Raw genomic sequence first — 18,102 nt, 5'->3', positions numbered from 1 at the left:
TGCGCCGGTGGCTCATGGCGGCGGCTGGCCCCTCATCGTATTCTGGGGACGCACTCAATCAACACGGGATCTCCTTGAACGTATGAAAACCAACAGCAACGTCAACATCGAGAAGCTCGAATCGGCGCTGCGTTCGCTGCGTGAGGCGAACGGCCGGCTCAAGCTGCAGGTGAAGGCTCTCGACACCGCGCTTCAACGCCTGCACACCACGATGAACAAGGTCTACGAGAAGCACGGCTCGCCGTTTGGGGACAGCATCGAGGCCACGCGCATCTGGCACAAATACCATCAGTACACCACCCAGAACTGACGGTCCGCGCACAGACGAAAGATTTTCACCCGGTCCACGCTTCGTGGGCCGGGTTTTTTATTGCCTTGCTCGCGGTTTCGTTTGTTTATTGTGCCCGGAATCACCGCAGGCATCCGCCTGCAGCCTGTGGCCTCTCGGCGGGCGGGCGACAGCCGCGCTGCCCGGGCACAGGCCCGTTATCTGTAAACACCCTGGAGGTATCCCGTGAACGCGGACGAACGCATCATCAATCCGGTCACCCGGCGCGCATTTCTCAAAACGGCTGCCGCCACGACAGGCCTCGCAGCCAGCCTCATGCCCTCGGGCAACTTCGCCTACGCCGGCGGCTCCGACGCGATCCGCGTGGGCCTGATCGGCATCGGCGGCCGCGGATCCGGGGCGGCGCGCGATTGCGCGGAATCCTCGGAAGGCGTCCAGCTCGTCGCCATGGGAGACCTCTTCCGCGACCGGCTCGAAGAGCGTCGGATGCCGCTGAAGGAAGCGCTCGGCGACAGCTACCAGGTGAAGGACGACCACTGCTTCAGCGGGTTCGACGCCTACAAACACGTCATCGAAAGCGACGTCGACCTCGTGATCATGGCCACGCCCCCGGGCTTCCGGCCGATCCACCTCCGGTACGCCGTCGAGGCCGGCAAACACTGTTTCATCGAGAAGCCCTGCGGCGTGGACCCCTCGGGCGTCCGCTCGGTCATCGAATCGGGCGAGATGGCGAAAGCGAAGGGGCTGTCGATCGTGGCCGGCACCCAGTACCGCCGGCAGCCCAGCTACGTCGAAGCCGTCAAGCGCATCCACGAAGGCCGCATCGGGCAGGTCGTCGGCGCCTCGGAGTATTACCTGACGGGCCCCATCTGGCTGCGTCCGCGCAAGCCGGGCATGTCCGACATGGAGTGGCAGTGCCGCAACTGGTACTATTTCACGTGGCTCTCCGGCGACCACATCGTCGAGCAGTTCGTCCATAACCTGGACGCGATCAACTGGGTGATGCAGGGACCGCCCGTCAGCGCCATCGGCTCCGGCGGCCGGCAGAAACGCGTCGACCCATCGTTCGGCCACATCTGGGACAACTTCAACATCCAGTACACCTACGCCAACGGGGCGCGCGTGACGGCCATGTGCCGGCAGATGGAAAACTGCTACACGAACGTGTCCAACCGCATCATCGGCACCGAAGGCGTGGCGGACGTCAACCCGGATTCCTCGCTTCTCACCTCGCACAAAGGCAAAGTGATCTTCGAGTACCCGGAAAAAGGCAACAACCCGTATGTGCAGGAGCATGCCGACCTGATCGCGAGCATCCGCGAGGGCAAGCCGCTCAACGAAGCCGAAGAGGTCGCCTACAGCACGATGACGGCGCTGCTCGGACGCGAGGCCTGCTATACCGGGCAGGAATTGACCTGGGAGCAGATGATGCGGTCCGAGCAGAAGCTCGTGCCGGACGACTTCGCGTTCGGATCCCTCGCCGAAGCGCCGGTCGCCGTCCCGGGCGTCACCCAGGTCGAACGCTTTTTCTCCTGATCGTAGCACCCTATCTCATGAATCGTCGCACGTTTCTGTCGCAGGCCGGTGGCCTGAGCCTCGCGCTCGCCGCCGCGCCGGCGCTGCCGCTGTCCGGCTTCGCGCCCCGCAAGCGCCTGTTCAAGGCGCTCAAGTTCGGCATGGTCGACGAGCCCCTCTCGATCCTGGACAAGTTCAAGCTGCTCAAGGAGATCGGATTCGACGGGGTCGAGCTCGACAGCCCGAGCGATCTCGACCCGCAGGAGGTCGTCGACGCCCGCGACGCCACCGGCCTCCTGATACCGGGCCTGGTCGATTCCGTCCACTGGCGCAAGACGCTTTCCGACCCCGACCCCGCCGTGCGTGAAGAGGGGCGCGCTGCCCTGGAGCATGCCCTGCGGGAGGGCCGCCGCTACGGCTGCACGACGGTGCTCCTCGTGCCGGCGGTGGTGAACAAGGAGGTGAGTTATGCGGAAGCCTACGAGCGGTCGCAGGCCGAAATCCGCAAGGTGCTCCCGCTCGCCCGCGAGGTGGGCGTAAAGATCGCGCTGGAAAACGTCTGGAATCAGTTTCTGCTCAGCCCCCTCGAGTTCGCACGGTACATCGACGAATTCGACAGCCCGTGGATCGGCGCGCATTTCGATATCGGCAACATCGTGAATTACGGGTGGCCCGAGCAGTGGATTCGCACGCTGGGTCCGCGCATCCTCAAGCTGGACGTCAAGGAATTCAGCCGCGAAAAGCGCAACGACCAAGGGCTGTGGGAAGGCTTCAAGGTCGAGATCGGCGAAGGGGATTGCGACTGGCCGGCGGTGAACGCCGCGCTGGCCGACATCGGGTATGTCGGCTGGGCCGCCGCCGAGGTCTCCGGCGGCAATGCCGATCGGTTACGCGATATCGCCGCCCGGATGGATCGCGTCCTGCCGACCGTCTGAACGCGCCGGCATCGGCGCGATGTGCAGACCGGCATCCAGCAGCCGGCCGCTTTCCGGACCGTAGTTGAACAGCACATCCAGCCCCGACATGCCGGGCACGAAGCCTTCGAAGTTCTGGCGATAGGCCGGCAAGTCGAACGTCGCGACGTGCGGGTCGCTGACCCGGGCCGCGTCGCGCCGGCTTTGCGCCTCGGGCATTAGCACGTCTTCACGTCCGAGCGCCCGGCAGATCGCCTCCAGCGTGTCCGGGGCGCCCGGGAGCGAGGAGGCGCGGCGCAGGGCCGTGGCCGGCGCCAGCATGTCGGCCATCCATTCCATGCTCCGGCAGGTCAGATCCCCGAGAACACGCCACTCCTGATCCCATATTTCCATGAGCGGATCGATGTAGTAGTCATAAAACGGGGCGGAGCTGTAGTTGTACTGAATCGAGCGCCGGTGGCTGCCGGACCAGGCCGCGCGCGGATCCACGATCGTCTCCCGGATCGGGCGCCCGTGCTGCCGGCCGAGCAGCGGTACGGACAACCACTGCCAGCCCTGAGGCGTGCGCACCCGGGTGCGGTTCTGGTACGATTGCCGGCTGTACTGGTACGTGTCGGCCAGTATCACGAGGTCCGCCCTACGCGCGAGCGCGGGGAAAAGACCTCCCGGTAAATACTCCGGCGCCAGTACAACGATCATCGACGTATGGGTTTACACGTGCGTTAGTCGCGCTTGCCGTGCCGAGAACACCAGCGAGCCCGGCTTCGTAACGACCAGGAAGAACCTTCATCCACCACATGACAGTTCCCTACACCTTGCTCCCTCCCGACCACGGCGCTTCGACCGACCGGTGGCTCAAACGTTTCGCGCTCGTCTTCGTCGCGGCGATGGGTTTCAGCATCGGGGGGAGTCTCCTCCTGAAGCTTTTCCCCGCCAGTCTCGCGCTGTTCGGGGCGTATTATCCGACGCTCGTGAAGGGTCCGACCTGGACCTACATGGCCATTCTCCCCATCCTGCCGGTGCTCATGTACGGTCCGAGCGCGGGCTGGAAGACGATGGGACTGGCCCTGCTTGCCGGCAGCGCCATCGGCGGCGCCAGCGAGCTGATCGGCACCACGACCGGCATCCCGTTCGGCGAATACGCCTACACGTTCTGGCTCGGCCCCAAAATCCTGGACCACGTCCCCTACTTCATCCCCCCGTCGTGGTTCGCCATGTCGATCGCGAGTTACGAACTCGCCGGCCGGCTGACCCGCAGCCCGATTTCGCGCATCCCGCTGGCCGCCGCGTTCATGGTCCTGTGGGATGTGTCGCTCGACCCGGCGATGAGCCGGGCCTTTCCGTTCTGGACGTATCCGAACGGCGGCGTGTTCTTCGGGATGCCACTGAGCAACTGGGCCGGCTGGTTCGGCGTGTCGCTCGTGATCATGACGGCCTACGCCGGCCTCTTCCGAAATCGCGAGCTTTTCCACGAATGGACGCCCGTGTATTACCTGCTCAACGGCGCATTCCCGCTGGCCCTCTCGCTGCTCTACGGCCTGTACGGAGCGGTCGCCTTCGGCGTGATCGCGACAGCCCTTCCGCTCTACCTGGTCGCCCAATCGCGCACGGCACGCCCGACGCCCGTGCTCTCATGAAAGCCTCCTCGATCGAAACGCCCATCGGCACGCAGACGACGACCTGCATGAAGTACAACGCGCACCCGGAGTCGCTCACGCATCGAGACGCCCACATCGCACCGGACGGCCTGTTGCCCGAAGCGCGCAGAGCCTGGGAAGATGCGCACATCTGGAAAATCTTCCGGCATTACTCGCGCACCTTTTCCTTCGCCACGCGGCTGCTTCCGGCCCCCATGCGGCTGCCCATCGCCACGCTCTACTATTTCTGCCGGACGATCGACAACCTGGCCGATCATGCCCGCACGCCGGCCGAACGGGACGCCGCGCTCAAGAAGCTCGCCTCGGCGCGGCGGGCACTCGACCGGTCGCTGTCGGGGCATCCGCCGCCGGACAGCCTGATGTGGCGCCGTCTCGCCGAGATCCACACCCGGTACACCCTGCACACGCCTCCGCTCCACGAGTTGATCGATGGCGCGGAATGGGATCTCCGGGGGATCCATATACGGGATGAAGCCGACCTCATCCGCTACGCCGACCTCGTCGCCGGCAGCATCGGGGCCATGATGCTGCCCTTCCTCATCGACGATCGCGCCGATCTCACCCGGCTCGAGACGCCGGCTCGCGCCCTCGGCATCGCCATGCAGATCACCAACATCCTGCGCGACGTAGGTGAGGATGCGCGCGAGCTCCAGCGCATCTATCTGCCCGAGTCGCTGCGGCTGGCGCACGGTTGCCCGGATATCGCGCCCGATGGCGCCGGCGGTATCCCCGAAGGCTACAGCGAACTGATGGAGGCGCTGATGATGCTGGCGGAGCAGTACTTTGTCGAAGGCATCGCCGGCATCGGGTCGCTCAACCGCTCGGTCCGCTCCGGCATCGGCGCGGCGGCACGCATGTATCGCGAAATCCTGAACGAAATCCGGGCGCGCGGCTATGACAATCTTTCGGCGCGGGCGTATACTTCCGGGGCCAAAAAGCTGCAACTGGTTTTCTTCGACACCTACGAGCGGCGCAAGCGACGCCTGCTGACGCGGCGCGCCGCCGCGCCGGCGCGTCTCCCCGCATGATCGAATACCTGGTTTCCCGGCTGATCGTGAGCGGGCTGGCCTCCGCCTTTCGCCGCGTGTGCTGGGTGGGCGACCCGCCCGACTGGCCGGCCGACCTGCCCGTGGCCATCTACGCCAACCACCACGGGTTTTACGACGGTCATCTGCTGTGGTATGCCGTCGAACGGGGACTCGACCGGTCCTTGATCCTCTGGATGGAGGAATGGGACCGGTTTCCGCTGTTCGCGCCCTGCGGCGCCGTCCCCTTCCCATCCGACGATCCCGCCCGGCGCGTCGCCACGATACGACGCACGGCGGCCCGGATGGCGCAGGATCCGCGAACCACCCTCACCTATTTCCCGGAAGGACGGCTCCACGCACCCGAGGAAGGCCTGCTGGCGTTTCCCGACGGCGTGTTCGCGCGCCTGGATCGGTTGTTTCCGGCCAAGCTGTGGGCGCCGGTCGCCCTCCATGTGACCTGGTGGGGCGATTCGCTGCCGACCGCCCTCCTCCACGCCGGCACGCCGCACGCGACGTCCTCAGGCGACGAACGGGACCGGTTGGAGGCCTTGTGGGCTCCGCTCCGCGCGGCCAGACCCGCGCACACGACGCTGCTGTTCGAGGGCCGGCGCGGACCGAACGAAGGGCGCGACTTCCGGATGACGCGCACGTTTTTCAGCCGGTACATCCGATGACCCTTCTCATCGTCGCCCTCCATGCCGCCATGCTGGTCGTCTTCGCGGCCAACATGGTCTATCTCCGCCGGCAAAAAGAGGCCGGCGTGCCGGCGGCATCGCTCCCCTTCGTATCCGTGCTCATTCCGGCCCGCAACGAAGCGGCCAACCTCACCCGGCTCCTGCCCGGGCTCCTGGCGCAGGATTACCCCCGGCTCGAAGTCATCGTGTATGACGACGGCTCCACCGACGCCACGCCGGACGTGCTGCGCGCCCACGCATCCGACCGGCTGCGGACGCTGCGCGGGGAGGGTCCGCCCCCGGGATGGATGGGCAAGGTGCACGCGCTCCATCAGGCGGCGCGCAGCGCGGCCGGCGAGGTCTTCCTCTTCCTCGACGCCGACACCGAGTGGCTCGATGCGAAGGCCCTTGCCCGGCTGATCCAGCGGTATCTGGCCATCCCCGAGCCCGGCGTGCTGACGGTGCTCCCCCATTTCCGGGGAGGAGGCCTGCTGCTCGTGAGCATCGTGCCGAACGCCATGCTGATGGGGCTGCCGTGGCCGCTCGTACGCCGTCTCGCTTCGCCCGCGCTCGGGGCGGTAAACGGACAATGCTGGATCATCTCGCGGGATCTCTATCGCGAGCACGAGCCGCATGCCGCCGTGGCGGACGAGATCCTGGAGGATGTGATGATCGGGCGCTACCTGAAGCGCCGGGGCGTCACCCCCTCGATCGTGGACGCCACCGGTGAGCTGGCGGTGTACATGTACGGTTCGCTCGCCGAGGCGCGTGCCGGCTTCCGGAAAAACGCCTATCTGCTGTTCGGCGGCACGCCCGGGCGATTTATCCCGCTGTTCGTGTTCTTCGCCATCACCTACACGGTGGCCCCCCTCGTTGCGTGGCCACTCCTGGGACTCGTCTACCTGAACAAGACGCTGACCGACCGGCGGAGCCGGTTACCGGTCTGGGTTTCGCTTTTCGCTCCGCTTTCGTATGTACTTGCATCGATAGTACAGATAGACTCCGCGCTGGCGCATCGCAGCGGACGCGTCCAGTGGAAGGGGCGAACCGTCTGACGGATGCGCCCTGCATCGCTGGCATGGATTTGGTCGGCGCTCAAACACAGTGCAAATCCAGCCGCCTACCTGCATACGAACCGATCGTTCGGCGGCGCACCCGTACTTCCGTTCCGCTCAGCCTATACCTGCCTTGCCGGCGGTTTAACATGAAAAAAATGCTCGTCGCCGGCGCTTCGCTGGCCCTCGCCCTGCTCGTCATCGCCGGAGGACTCGCGCTCTCCCGCAGCACACAGTCGCCGGCCGTCATCGCCGCGCAGACGGAAGCGACGCCCGATCGCGAGGCAGAAAAGGCCCTCACGAAACGCGCCCGCGACACCTATTTCCACATGCTGCTGCGCGACCCGGCGACGGACGCCATCCCGGCGCAGATCCGCAGACGGGAGCTGGAATATGCCCGCACCCTGCCGGTGCGCGAGGACGTGCCGTCCAAAAACGGGCTGATGCCGCTGTTCGACTGGCGCGAGGCGGGCCCCTCCGGTGTGGGCGGGCGCACGCGCGCCCTGAGCGTCGATGCGGGCAACTCGAGCACCCTGATCGCCGCCGGCGTGACGGGCGGCATCTGGAAATCGACCGATGCCGGCGTCTCGTGGACGCTGCGGGGCAACACGGAAGAGATGCTCGGCATCACCGCGATCGCGCAGGACCCGCGCCCGGGCAACCGATCGACCTGGTACGCCGGCGGCGGCGAGCTGCGCGGATCGGCCGGCGATAACGGCGGCCGGGCCTTCATGTACGGATCGGGCATCTATGTCTCGACCGACAACGGCGACACATGGACGGCAGGGGCGATCGACCTCGACAACAACCCGACGCAGTTCGATTCTGAGTACGATTACGTGCATCGGATCGTGGTGAGTCCGACCACGGGAGCCGTCTTCCTGGCTGTCAATGGATACGGCATCTGGCGCTCGACGAACCAGGGTGCCTCGTTCGCGCCGCTGATCGGGCCGTTCGGCCTGTTGCCGATCTGGAGCGACATCGCCGTAGGAGCCGACGGCACGCTGGTCGCGGTGATGTCCACCGGGTTCAGCAGCAATCCGACGGAGGATCCGGGCGTCTACCGGTCCACCGACAACGGCACGACCTGGAGCAACATCACGCCGGCCGGTTTCCCGACCGAGCACGAGCGCTCGGTCGTCGCCATCCCCCCCTCCAATCCCGGCATCGCGTATCTCCTCACCTTCACGGGCACGTCCACGCCGTCGGACAACCCGTTCGAAGACGAGGAAATCAACTTCTTCAAGCTCGATCTCACCGCCGGCACCGCGGAAGACCGTTCCGCCAACCTGCCGGACTTCGGGCCGCCGGTCGGGGTGATGAACTCGCAGTTCAACTACAACATGACGATCGCCGTCAAGCCGGACGACGAGGATTTCGTGCTCATCGGCGGCATCAACCTGTTCCGTTCGCGGGACGGCTTCGCCGCGCCGGCGACGGCGCCCATCGAGAACTGGGTGGGCGGGTACGACATCAACAACAATGTATCCTCCTATCCCAATCATCACCCGGACCAGCATGTGATCGCGTTCGACCCCGGCCAGCCGAACCGCGTGTGGGTCGGGCATGACGGCGGCATCAGCGTGACCGAAGACATCACGGTTTCCGGAGCACGGGTGCAGTGGGCGCGGCGCAACGACGGGTATCATGTCACCCAGTATTACCACGTGAGCCTGTCGCCCGAAGCCGGCGACGACCGCATCCTGGGCGGCACGCAGGACAACGGCAGCCCGTTTTTCCGGTACGACCCCGCGTTGAACGTCTCGGGCGCGCCGAACGACCTCAGTTCGGGCGACGGGGCGTACGCCTATCTCGGGGCCACGTACGCCCTTGCATCCTCCCAGAGCGGCCGGCTGCTCAAATACGGGTACGGCAGCGGAGGGTCGCTGTTTTTCACGGCCGAGCTGACGCCGCCGGACGCCGCCGACCAGCTGTTCATCAACCCCTTCGCGGTCGACCCCATCGACGAGACGATCCTGTATTACCCCGCCGGCCGGACGATCTGGCGCTACGGCGAGGGCGCGGTGAGCCTGACGGACTGGGAGCAGCTGCCCAACCTGACGGTGCCGGCAGGCTACGTCGTCAGCGCGATGGCCGCCGGCGCGCGCAGCGGCGTCACCGCGTTGTACTACGGGGCGTCCAGCGGCAGCAACGTGCCGCTGCTGTACCGGTTCGACAATGCATCCGGGGCGACGACCGCCGCGACGGCCCTCGCGTTCAACGAGGCGCCCTCCGGCAGCTACGTGCACGATATCGCCGTGAACCCGGTCGACGGCGACGAGCTGCTGGTTGTCCTCTCCAACTATAACATCAAGAGCCTCTACCACAGCGCCGACGGGGGCGTCACCTTTACGCAGGTGGAGGGCAACATGGATGGCGACGCGAATCAGCCCGGACCGTCCGTTCGGTCGGCCTCGATTCTGCCGGTGAATAACGGGACGGTGTACCTCGCCGGCACGAGCGCGGGCGTCTTCGCCACCGAAACCCTCGCCGGCAACAGCACGGAATGGGTGCGCGAGGGCGCGTCGGTGCTGGGCCATGCGATCGTGTCGTCGGTGGCGAGCCGGCGGTCGGACGGACGCGTCGCGCTGGGCACGCACGGCCGGGGCGTCTTCGTCGGCCTGCCACAGATGCCCGTTCCGATCGAGCCGATTGACACCGAGCTTTCAGCGGCGTACGTTCTTGGGCAGAACTACCCCAACCCCTTCCAGTCCGGCACGGAGATCGCGTTCACGCTGCCGGGCCCGGGCAGGGTCCGCCTGTCGGTATACGATGTGGCGGGACGAGAAGTGGCCACGCTGATTGGCGGCGACGTCCGCGGCGCCGGATCGCACCGCGTCGCGTTCGATGCATCTTCTCTCGCGAGTGGTTCGTATATTTACACGCTCACGGCGACGCCCCTCTCCGATTCAGGCGCGCCGCCTTACGTCATGAGCCGAACGATGACGCTCATGCGTTAACCCCAAAGACCTCGCGTTGAAGCAAGGAATTCCATGAACGTCTTGATTTCCCTCGTGCTGGCGGGACTGGCCGTCTATGTGGCTATCCAGAATCCGGGTGTCGTCAAATTACTGCTGGGCCCCTTCGAGATCACGGCATCCGCCGGCATCATCCTCATTGCATGTTTCGCCCTGGGCATGCTCGTCGGTATGAGCACCAGCATACCGAGCGGATGGCGTGCGTACCGCATGCGCCGCACCAGCGAAAAAGCGGGTTGATCCGCTTCTTCAGCCACCATCCTTACCCATAACCATGCGAACCATACTAGCCTTTGCGCTGGCCCTGATAACGGTTCTTTTCGGCTTTGAGAATCAGACCAAGATCAACATCCAGCTCGGTCCCTATGCGATAGAGGGCACCGTGGCGGTGATCCTGATCAGCACCTTTATCATCGGTATCCTGACCGGCATCCTCGCGACGCTGCCGAGCAGCATCCGCCGCCGCCGGCTCATGCGCAACTCCTGAGGTTGAAGCCGTCTCCCCTCGTCCCGGGCCGGTCCGCCATCGCCGTCATCGCGCCCGCCGGACCACCCCGATCCCTGCGTGATCTGCACCGGGGCTGCGAGATACTCGCATCCCGTGGTTACCGCATCGCCGGCCCACCCGATCGCCCCCCGTACGGCTTCCTCGCCGGCACGGACGACGAACGCGCCGCCGAACTCAACGATGCGCTGCGCGACCCCTCCATCGACGCCCTCTTCTGCGCGCGCGGCGGCTATGGCGCCATGCGGATTCTCGATCGCATCGACTACGACGCGCTGCGGGCGCGCCCCCGTCTGCTCGTGGGTTACAGCGACATCACGGCGCTGCAACTGGCCTGGCTGAGCCAGGCCGGCGTCCCGTCGATATCCGGTCCGATGGTCGGCGTCGACTGGCCGACCATCGATCCGCAGCGCGAGGCGCAGTTCTGGTCGCTCGCATGCGGCGGGATACCGACGCTCGACCCGGGCGGCGACGCGCTCGTCCCGGTGCGCGCCGGCGCGGCGGAGGGCACGCTGATCGGCGGCAACCTGTCGCTGATCGCGCGCCTCATCGGCACTCCCTACCTCCCTTCGCTCGACGGCGCGATCCTGTTTCTGGAAGACGTGGGCGAGGCGCCCTACCGCATCGATGCGTTGCTGTGCCAGCTTCGGCTGGCCGGGCTGCTGGACACCCTGGCCGGCGTGGTGCTCGGCGGATTCACCGGGTTTCCCGACCCCGATAACGACCCCGGACTGTTCGAGGGCGTGATCGAGGCCTATTTCGGAGGGGCGTCGTATCCCGTGGCACGCGGGCTTCCGTACGGGCATTTCCCCGAAAAAATCGCCCTGCCGATCGGAATTCACGCGCGCCTCACCGTTTCCGGCAGCCATGCCGCCCTCGCGCTGCTCGAACCTGTAGTCGGCTCTTCTGATTACGATCTTGTCTGATTATATTCCCCCGGCTTTTGTCACGTCCTTCCGACGCACACCTTGATGCAGTTAGCCGTATTCGCTTCCGGGGGCGGCTCTAATCTGGAAGCAATCGTTCATGCGATAGAGACCGGCCGGCTGCCGGCGACCCTGGCGCTCGTCCTGAGCAACAAGGCGGACGCCTTCGCGCTCGAACGCGCCCGGTCGCACGGCATTCCCACCGCCGTGCTCGACCCCGCATCCTTTACGGAAAGCGAATACCTCGCCATCTTGCAGGATACCCTGCGCGCCCACCACGCCGATTTCATCGCCCTCGCCGGATACCTGAAGAAGATCCCCGCGCCCTTCGTGGCGTCGTTTCGCGGACGCATGCTCAACATCCATCCGTCGCTGCTGCCGGCGTTCGGAGGACCGGGCATGTACGGCCAGCGAATCCACCGGGCCGTGCTCGACTACGGCGTGCGGTGGACGGGCGTCACCGTGCATCTGGTGGATGAGGCCTACGATACCGGGCCGGTAGTGCTGCAAGAACCCGTGCGTGTGGAGCCCGGCGATACGCCGGAGCAACTCGCGGCGCGGGTGCTGGCCGTCGAGCACCGCCTCTTCCCGGAGGCGCTCGCGCTCTTCGCCCAGGGGCGCGTGCGCATCGAGGGCCGGCACGTGCTGGTGGACGACGAGCCTTCCCGGACCTGACCTGTTCACGATGTTCGATCCCAGATCATGATTTCAGTAAAAGACTTGCCGGCGCCCGACGATATGCGCCCCATCCAAAGCGCGCTGCTCTCCGTCTCCGATAAAACCGACCTCGCCGCGTTCGCCACCCGGCTTCACCGGCTGGGCGTCGAGTTGCTTTCGACCGGCGGCACCGCCTCCGCGCTGCGCAACGCCGGCCTGCCCGTGAAGGATGTCTCCGATATCACCGGTTTCCCCGAAATCCTCGACGGTCGCGTCAAGACCCTGCACCCCGCCGTGCACGGCGGCCTGCTCGCCCGGCGGAACGACCCGGATGACCTCGCCCAGCTGGAGGCGCACGGCATCGCGCCGATCGACCTGGTGGTCGTCAACCTCTATCCATTCAAACAGGCCGTCGCCTCGCCCGACATCACGGACGCGCTCGCCATCGAGAACATCGATATCGGGGGGCCCTCCATGATCCGGGCGGCCGCCAAGAACTACTTCTTTGTCAGCGTCGTCACGTCGCCGGCCGACTACGCCGGCGTGGCCGACGAGTTGGAGCGCCAGCACGGTGCGCTCGGCATGGCGACCCGGCGTCGGCTCGCCGGCGCGGCGTTCGCGCATACGGGCGTGTACGACCAGGCCATCGCCGCCTATTTCGCGCGTGGCGCGGAAGATGAGCTGCCGGCCGTTTTCGAGGTGAGCGAACCGCGCTATCAGACCTTGCGGTACGGCGAAAACCCGCACCAGAAGGCCGGCATCTACGGCACCATCGGCGAGTATGTCGAGACGCTGCACGGCAAGGAGCTGTCGTTCAACAACATGCTGGATGCCAGTGCCGCGCTCACACTGATCGACGAGTTTCGGGACGAGCCGCCCACGTGCGCCATCCTCAAGCACACCAACCCCTGCGGCGTAGCCACGGCCGGCACGCTCGCCGACGCCTACCGCAACGCCTTCGCCACCGACCGGCAGTCGCCGTTCGGCGGCATCGTGGTCGTGAACCGGCCGCTGGACCGGGCGACGGCCGAGGCCATCGACCAGATCTTTACCGAGATCATCATCGCCCCGGCGTACGAGGACGGCGTGCTCGACCTGCTGATGCAGAAAAAAAACCGCCGCCTGCTCCGCTCCCTCAAGGCGGCCCGGACGGATGCCCGCCCCGACGTCCGCTCCGTGCTCGGCGGGCTGCTGGTGCAGGACCGCGACCCGGTGCTGCCGGCGTTCGAGGCGCTCAAAGCCCAGTGCACCGTGGTGACGAAGCGCCAGCCGGACGACGCCGAGTGGCGCGATCTGTTGTTCGCGTGGCGCGTGGTCAAGCACGTGAAGAGCAACGCCATCGTGTATGCCCGCGACGGCGCGACGCTCGGCGTCGGCGCCGGCCAGATGAGCCGCATCGATTCCTCCGAGATCGCCGTCATGAAAGGGCGCAAATCGGAACTGAATTTCGCGCAATCGGTGGTAGCCTCCGACGCATTCTTCCCGTTCGCCGACGGACTGCTCGAAGCAGCCGCCAGCGGAGCCCGCGCCGCCATCCAGCCCGGCGGCTCGGTGCGGGACGAAGAGGTGATCGCCGCAGCCGATGAGCGCGGCATCGCCATGGTCTTTACCGGTCAACGACATTTCCGGCACTGAGAACGTTCTCGAGACGCCATACGCGTCCTTCGAGCGGTGACGGTTTCCCGCATCCAGCCCAGGTTCTTTCCTGCACCCCCACCTGGAACGGGCAACCCGACGCCTGCAACCCGACACCCGCAACCCGCACCTACATGCCCTTTTTCAAGTTTTCGCACGATGTAGCCATCGATCTGGGTACGGCGAACACGCTGATCCACATCGCCGGCCAGGGCATCGTCCTTAACGAGCCCAGCATCGTCGCCGTCGACCGCAGCACCCGGCAGGCTATCGCCATCGGGTACGAAGCCCAGCAGATGCACGAGCGGACGCATCCGCAGATCGAAACCATCCGCCCCCTGAAAGACGGGGTCATCGCCGATTTCGAGGTGGCCGAACAGATGATACGCGGGCTGATCCGCAAGGTGCAGACGAGCTGGTACAGCTCGATCCGCCGGATGGTGGTCTGCGTCCCGAGCGGGATCACCGGCGTCGAGGAGCGGGCCGTGCGGGAGTCCGCCGAGCGCGCCGGCGCCAAACAGGTCTACCTCATCAAGGAGCCGATGGCCGCGGCGATCGGCATCGGGATGAACGTCGATGAGCCGGTCGGCAACATGGTCGTCGATATCGGCGGCGGCACGACGGAGATCGCCGTCATCGCGCTGTCGGGTATCGTGATCGACGAGTCGATCCGCGTCGCCGGCGACGAGCTCGACAACACGATCCTGCAGTACTTCAAGCGGAATCACAACCTGCTCATCGGGCTCCGCACCGCCGAGCGCATCAAATGCGAGATCGGCAGCGCGGTCGAGCTCGACCCCGAGCTGGAGATTTCGGTCAAGGGACGGGACCTGGTCAGCGGCATCCCCAAGATCCGCTCCATCTCATCGGAAGACGTCCGCGAGGCGCTCAACGAACCCATCGGCCAGATCGCGGCCGCCGTGCTGCACTGCCTGGAGCGGACGCCGCCGGAGCTGGGGTCGGACATTCTGGAACGCGGCATCATGCTGACGGGCGGCGGCGCCCTCCTCAAGGGCCTGGACACCCTCATCCGGAACCGGGCGGAGATCCCTGTATACATTGCTGAAGATCCGCTCACCGCCGTGGTGCGCGGAACGGGCAAGGTGCTCGAGAATCTCCACGTGTACGAAAAAGTGCTCACCTGAGCACGGGACGGATTATGAATGTCCGCCAATGGGCGCAGATTCGCGACTGGGTGTTGCTGGTGGGCCTGCTCGGCGTCTCGACGCTGGTCATGCTCACCCAGAACACATCCATTCTGCGCGCGCTCCGGGCGGCATCGCTCGAACTGACGGCCCGTGTCGAGACCAACATGAGCTGGGTGGGCCGGTACGTGCGCGCCCTGGAGGAGAACGACGCGTTGCGGCGCGAAAACATCCAGCTTTCCAGCCAGCTCGCGCGTTCGCGGGAAGCCCAGCAGGAAAACGAGCGGCTCCGCCGGCTGCTCGAATTCAGGCAGGAATCCGCCCATCGCCTCGCGCCGGCGCGCATCGTCGAGAAAGAGATCACCCGGCAGCGCAATTTCCTGACGCTCAACGTGGGCCGCGAGCAGGGCGTGGAAGTGGGGATGGGCGTGGTCGACGACCGGGGCATCCTCGGCAAGGTCGAACTCGTGAGCGAGCATTACGCCCGCGTGATGTCGTATCTGAACATGGATTTCCGCGTGCCGGCCAAGCTCCAGTCGTCCAACGCGATGGGCATCGTGCGGTGGGAAGGGCAGCTTCGGGACCAGCTGCTGATGGAGCACGTGATCAAGACGGAACAGGTCGAGGTGGGCGACCTGGTGGTGTCCAGCGGGTTCAGCGGCGTTTTCCCTCCCGGCTACCCGATCGGCGTGGTGGAATCCTACGAGCGCCAGCCCGGTAAGAACCAGTTGCTTATCTACCTTCGCCCGGCGTCGTCGATCGATACCGGCGATCATGCCTTCGTCGTTCTGGAGACGCCCGACCCCGAACGAACGGCGATCGAACAGCTCGAATAACGTCCGCCCGGCGGCGGACGGCCTGTCATCCTATGAAGCCATCGATTCTATTTTGCGCCGTGGCCGCGTTCCTCGTGAGCGCCGCCACTGCCCAGCCCCAGGCCACGTCCCCGGAACAGCTGGCCCGGTACATCGACACGTATCTCAAGCAGCCGGACTACGAGAACGCGATCTGGGCGGCGTACATCACCGACCTGAACACCGGCGAGGTGCTGTACGAAAGGAACCACAAGCTGAGCCTCATGCCGGCGTCCAACGCCAAGCTCTTCACGACGGCGGCATCCCTCGACCAGCTCGGGCCCGGCTTCACCTATACCACCATCGGCTATGCGGACGGCCCCATCGAAAATGGGATACTCAAGGGCAACCTGTATATTCGGGGCTCCGGGGACCCGGTCATCGGCGGGCGTTTCAACCAGGGCGACATCACCCGGACGTTCCGCGAATGGGCCGACACGCTGCGCAGCATGGGGATTTACGCGATCGAGGGGGACCTCATCGGGGACGACGACATCTTCGAGGATACCCCGTTCGGGCCGGGTTGGAGCTGGGACGACGAGCCGTACGATTATGGCGCCGAGATGAGCGGTCTTTCGTTCAACGACAACAGCGTGAACGTCATCATGACCGGCAGCGTCGCCGGCCGGCCGGCGCAGATGCACTGGGAGCCCGGCAACACCTCGTACGTCCAGCTGCTCAACGCGGCCGTCATCATCCCATCCGACCAGCGCAAGGACGAAGAGATCGAGCGCCCGCGGGCGTCGAATTCCTTTGTCATCTCCACCGAACTCCCCGCCGGCCGCCTCGATACGACCGGGCTGGCGGTGGCGAATCCGACCCTCTACTTCGTCCACGTGCTGCGCGACGTGCTCCAGAGCAATCGGATCGAGGTCCGCGGCCAGGCCGTCGACGTCGACGATCTGCCCGTCAAGCCCGACTACACCCGGGCGGAGATGACGCCGCTCCTCTCCCACACCTCCCCCCCGCTGCGCGACATCGTCAAGGTGATCAACAAGGAGAGCCAGAACCTGTACGCCGAACTCGTGCTGCGGACCCTCGGCGTGGTGCACCCCGTGGCCGATCCGGACGTCGAACCCGGTTCGACCGAGATGGGTGTGATGAGCGCCCTGTACACGTACGCCCGCGCCGGCGTCGACACGAGCCGGATCCAGCTGGTCGACGGGTCCGGGTTATCCCGGATGAACCTGGTGACGGCGCAGATGCTCGATCGCGTGCTGCGTTACATGTGGCACCATCCGGACAATGCGATCCGCCTGGCCTTCCTCAACTCGCTGCCCATCGGCGGCGTCGACGGGTCGCTGGAGCGGCGCATGCGCACCGGGCCGGCTATGGGGAACGCGCGGGCGAAGACCGGGACACTCACCGGCACCAGCAATCTGAGCGGGTATGTCACGTCGGCCGGCGGGACCCCGCTGTCGTTTGTCCTCTTCTGCAATAACCACACCCTGCGAGCCCGCGAAATCCATCGAACGCAGGACGCGATCGTGCAGCTTCTGGCGCGGTATACCCGCTGAATCCCCCGTTTTTCGCTGCCCCGGGGGCCCTGTTCGCGCCTGATTTCTCGATTCATAAACGGTGAACCGAACGAGGCCATGTTCGTGTAAGAAGGCCTGTGTTCGACATAGAATTGAGAATCAACCTGGGACGGGAATGAGCGGTATTCATGCGACCACCGTAGTGGGCGTTCGTTACAACGGACGCGTCGCGTTGGGCTCGGACGGGCAGGCGACGATGGGGCAGACGATCATGAAGAGCAAGGCGCAGAAGGTACGCGCGTTGCATGGCGGCAAGATCATCGCCGGCTTCGCCGGATCCACGGCCGACGCGTTCACGCTGTTCGAGCGTTTCGAGGAAAAATTACAGAAATACGGCGGCATCCTCACCCGCGCCGCCGTCGAACTAGCCAAGGACTGGCGCACCGACCGCTACCTGCGACGGCTTGAAGCCCTACTTGCGGTCGCTTCGACGGAACGTCTTTTGCTGATCAGCGGAACCGGTGACGTCATCGAACCCGACGATGACATCCTCGCGATCGGATCGGGCGGCCCCTACGCCCTTGCCGCTGCCCGCGCGTTGATCCAGAATCAGCTCCCCCTGAGCGCGCGACAGATCGTCGAACAAAGCCTGTCGATCGCGGCCGATATCTGCATCTACACCAATCACGAATTGACGATCCTCGAACTCGACGAGGCCGCGTAAGCCGAATCCTATGCCGGCTTGACCAGTATATGTAGTGCAGATCACCCCAGGGATTTTTTACATGCTG

At 65.6% G+C, this 18,102-nt stretch carries 18 protein-coding genes; 17 read left to right on the top strand and 1 reads right to left on the bottom strand.

Going from position 1 to position 18,102, the window contains the following annotated elements; translation table 11 throughout:
• The first annotated feature begins 82 nt into the window (after positions 1 to 82).
• The 3 genes from R2834_14945 (at position 83) to R2834_14935 (ending at position 2,739) form a co-directional block, all read left to right on the top strand.
• Positions 83 to 310, top strand: a complete 228-nt coding sequence (locus R2834_14945; protein MEZ4701633.1) for a hypothetical protein — start codon at positions 83 to 85, stop codon at positions 308 to 310.
• A gap of 204 nt (positions 311 to 514) precedes the next feature.
• Complete coding sequence (locus tag R2834_14940) at positions 515 to 1,825, top strand: Gfo/Idh/MocA family oxidoreductase (GenBank protein MEZ4701632.1); 1,311 nt, start codon at positions 515 to 517, stop codon at positions 1,823 to 1,825.
• A gap of 17 nt (positions 1,826 to 1,842) precedes the next feature.
• Complete coding sequence (locus R2834_14935; protein ID MEZ4701631.1) at positions 1,843 to 2,739, top strand: sugar phosphate isomerase/epimerase family protein; 897 nt, start codon at positions 1,843 to 1,845, stop codon at positions 2,737 to 2,739.
• Here the strand turns inward: R2834_14935 and R2834_14930 are convergent.
• Positions 2,692 to 3,417, bottom strand: a complete 726-nt coding sequence (locus R2834_14930) for a WbqC family protein (GenBank protein MEZ4701630.1) — start codon at positions 3,415 to 3,417, stop codon at positions 2,692 to 2,694. The genes R2834_14935 and R2834_14930 overlap by 48 nt on opposite strands.
• A gap of 98 nt (positions 3,418 to 3,515) precedes the next feature.
• Here R2834_14930 and R2834_14925 point away from each other — a divergent pair, with 98 nt between their 5' ends.
• The 14 genes from R2834_14925 to hslV all read left to right on the top strand — a co-directional run bounded on the left by R2834_14925 (position 3,516) and on the right by hslV (position 18,035).
• Entirely contained in the window at positions 3,516 to 4,355 is an 840-nt protein-coding gene (locus tag R2834_14925) for a carotenoid biosynthesis protein (protein MEZ4701629.1), read from the top strand.
• Complete coding sequence (locus tag R2834_14920; protein MEZ4701628.1) at positions 4,352 to 5,404, top strand: phytoene/squalene synthase family protein; 1,053 nt, start codon at positions 4,352 to 4,354, stop codon at positions 5,402 to 5,404. Before R2834_14925 ends, R2834_14920 begins: the two co-directional genes overlap by 4 nt.
• A complete protein-coding gene (locus R2834_14915) occupies positions 5,401 to 6,078 on the top strand; it encodes an acyltransferase (GenBank protein ID MEZ4701627.1) in 678 nt (225 codons plus the stop codon). The genes R2834_14920 and R2834_14915 overlap by 4 nt, the downstream gene beginning before the upstream one ends.
• Positions 6,075 to 7,133 (top strand): glycosyltransferase, encoded by a 1,059-nt coding sequence (locus R2834_14910; GenBank protein MEZ4701626.1) that lies wholly within the window; start codon positions 6,075 to 6,077, stop codon positions 7,131 to 7,133. Before R2834_14915 ends, R2834_14910 begins: the two co-directional genes overlap by 4 nt.
• A gap of 149 nt (positions 7,134 to 7,282) precedes the next feature.
• On the top strand, positions 7,283 to 10,093 hold the full coding sequence (locus R2834_14905) for a T9SS type A sorting domain-containing protein (GenBank protein ID MEZ4701625.1): 2,811 nt from the start codon (positions 7,283 to 7,285) through the stop codon (positions 10,091 to 10,093).
• A 33-nt stretch (positions 10,094 to 10,126) separates the two neighbouring features.
• A complete protein-coding gene (locus R2834_14900; GenBank protein ID MEZ4701624.1) occupies positions 10,127 to 10,351 on the top strand; it encodes a LapA family protein in 225 nt (74 codons plus the stop codon).
• Positions 10,352 to 10,385: 34 nt separating this feature from the next.
• The gene (locus R2834_14895) at positions 10,386 to 10,598 is read left to right on the top strand and encodes a LapA family protein (GenBank protein ID MEZ4701623.1); all 213 of its coding nucleotides are present in this window, start codon (positions 10,386 to 10,388) and stop codon (positions 10,596 to 10,598) included.
• A 2-nt stretch (positions 10,599 to 10,600) separates the two neighbouring features.
• Positions 10,601 to 11,542, top strand: a complete 942-nt coding sequence (locus R2834_14890) for an LD-carboxypeptidase (GenBank protein ID MEZ4701622.1) — start codon at positions 10,601 to 10,603, stop codon at positions 11,540 to 11,542.
• 45 nt (positions 11,543 to 11,587) lie between these two features.
• Positions 11,588 to 12,217, top strand: coding sequence for a phosphoribosylglycinamide formyltransferase (gene purN / locus R2834_14885; protein ID MEZ4701621.1), 630 nt, complete (start codon positions 11,588 to 11,590; stop codon positions 12,215 to 12,217).
• A gap of 63 nt (positions 12,218 to 12,280) precedes the next feature.
• Positions 12,281 to 13,834 carry a bifunctional phosphoribosylaminoimidazolecarboxamide formyltransferase/IMP cyclohydrolase gene (gene purH / locus R2834_14880; GenBank protein ID MEZ4701620.1) on the top strand — a complete coding sequence of 518 codons (1,554 nt, stop codon included), beginning with the start codon at positions 12,281 to 12,283 and terminating at the stop codon, positions 13,832 to 13,834.
• A gap of 134 nt (positions 13,835 to 13,968) precedes the next feature.
• On the top strand, positions 13,969 to 14,979 hold the full coding sequence (locus R2834_14875) for a rod shape-determining protein (GenBank protein MEZ4701619.1): 1,011 nt from the start codon (positions 13,969 to 13,971) through the stop codon (positions 14,977 to 14,979).
• A gap of 14 nt (positions 14,980 to 14,993) precedes the next feature.
• The gene (gene mreC, locus R2834_14870; GenBank protein MEZ4701618.1) at positions 14,994 to 15,815 is read left to right on the top strand and encodes a rod shape-determining protein MreC; all 822 of its coding nucleotides are present in this window, start codon (positions 14,994 to 14,996) and stop codon (positions 15,813 to 15,815) included.
• Positions 15,816 to 15,847: 32 nt separating this feature from the next.
• A complete protein-coding gene (gene dacB, locus R2834_14865; GenBank protein ID MEZ4701617.1) occupies positions 15,848 to 17,350 on the top strand; it encodes a D-alanyl-D-alanine carboxypeptidase/D-alanyl-D-alanine-endopeptidase in 1,503 nt (500 codons plus the stop codon).
• A gap of 136 nt (positions 17,351 to 17,486) precedes the next feature.
• Positions 17,487 to 18,035 carry an ATP-dependent protease subunit HslV gene (hslV, locus tag R2834_14860; GenBank protein ID MEZ4701616.1) on the top strand — a complete coding sequence of 183 codons (549 nt, stop codon included), beginning with the start codon at positions 17,487 to 17,489 and terminating at the stop codon, positions 18,033 to 18,035.
• Positions 18,036 to 18,102: the final 67 nt, after the last annotated feature.

It is taken from the genome of Rhodothermales bacterium, from assembly GCA_041391505.1.
Lineage (GTDB): Bacteria > Bacteroidota > Rhodothermia > Rhodothermales > JAHQVL01 > JAWKNW01.
Note: the sequence above shows the minus strand (reverse complement) of the source record. Positions and strands in the feature narration are given on the sequence as shown.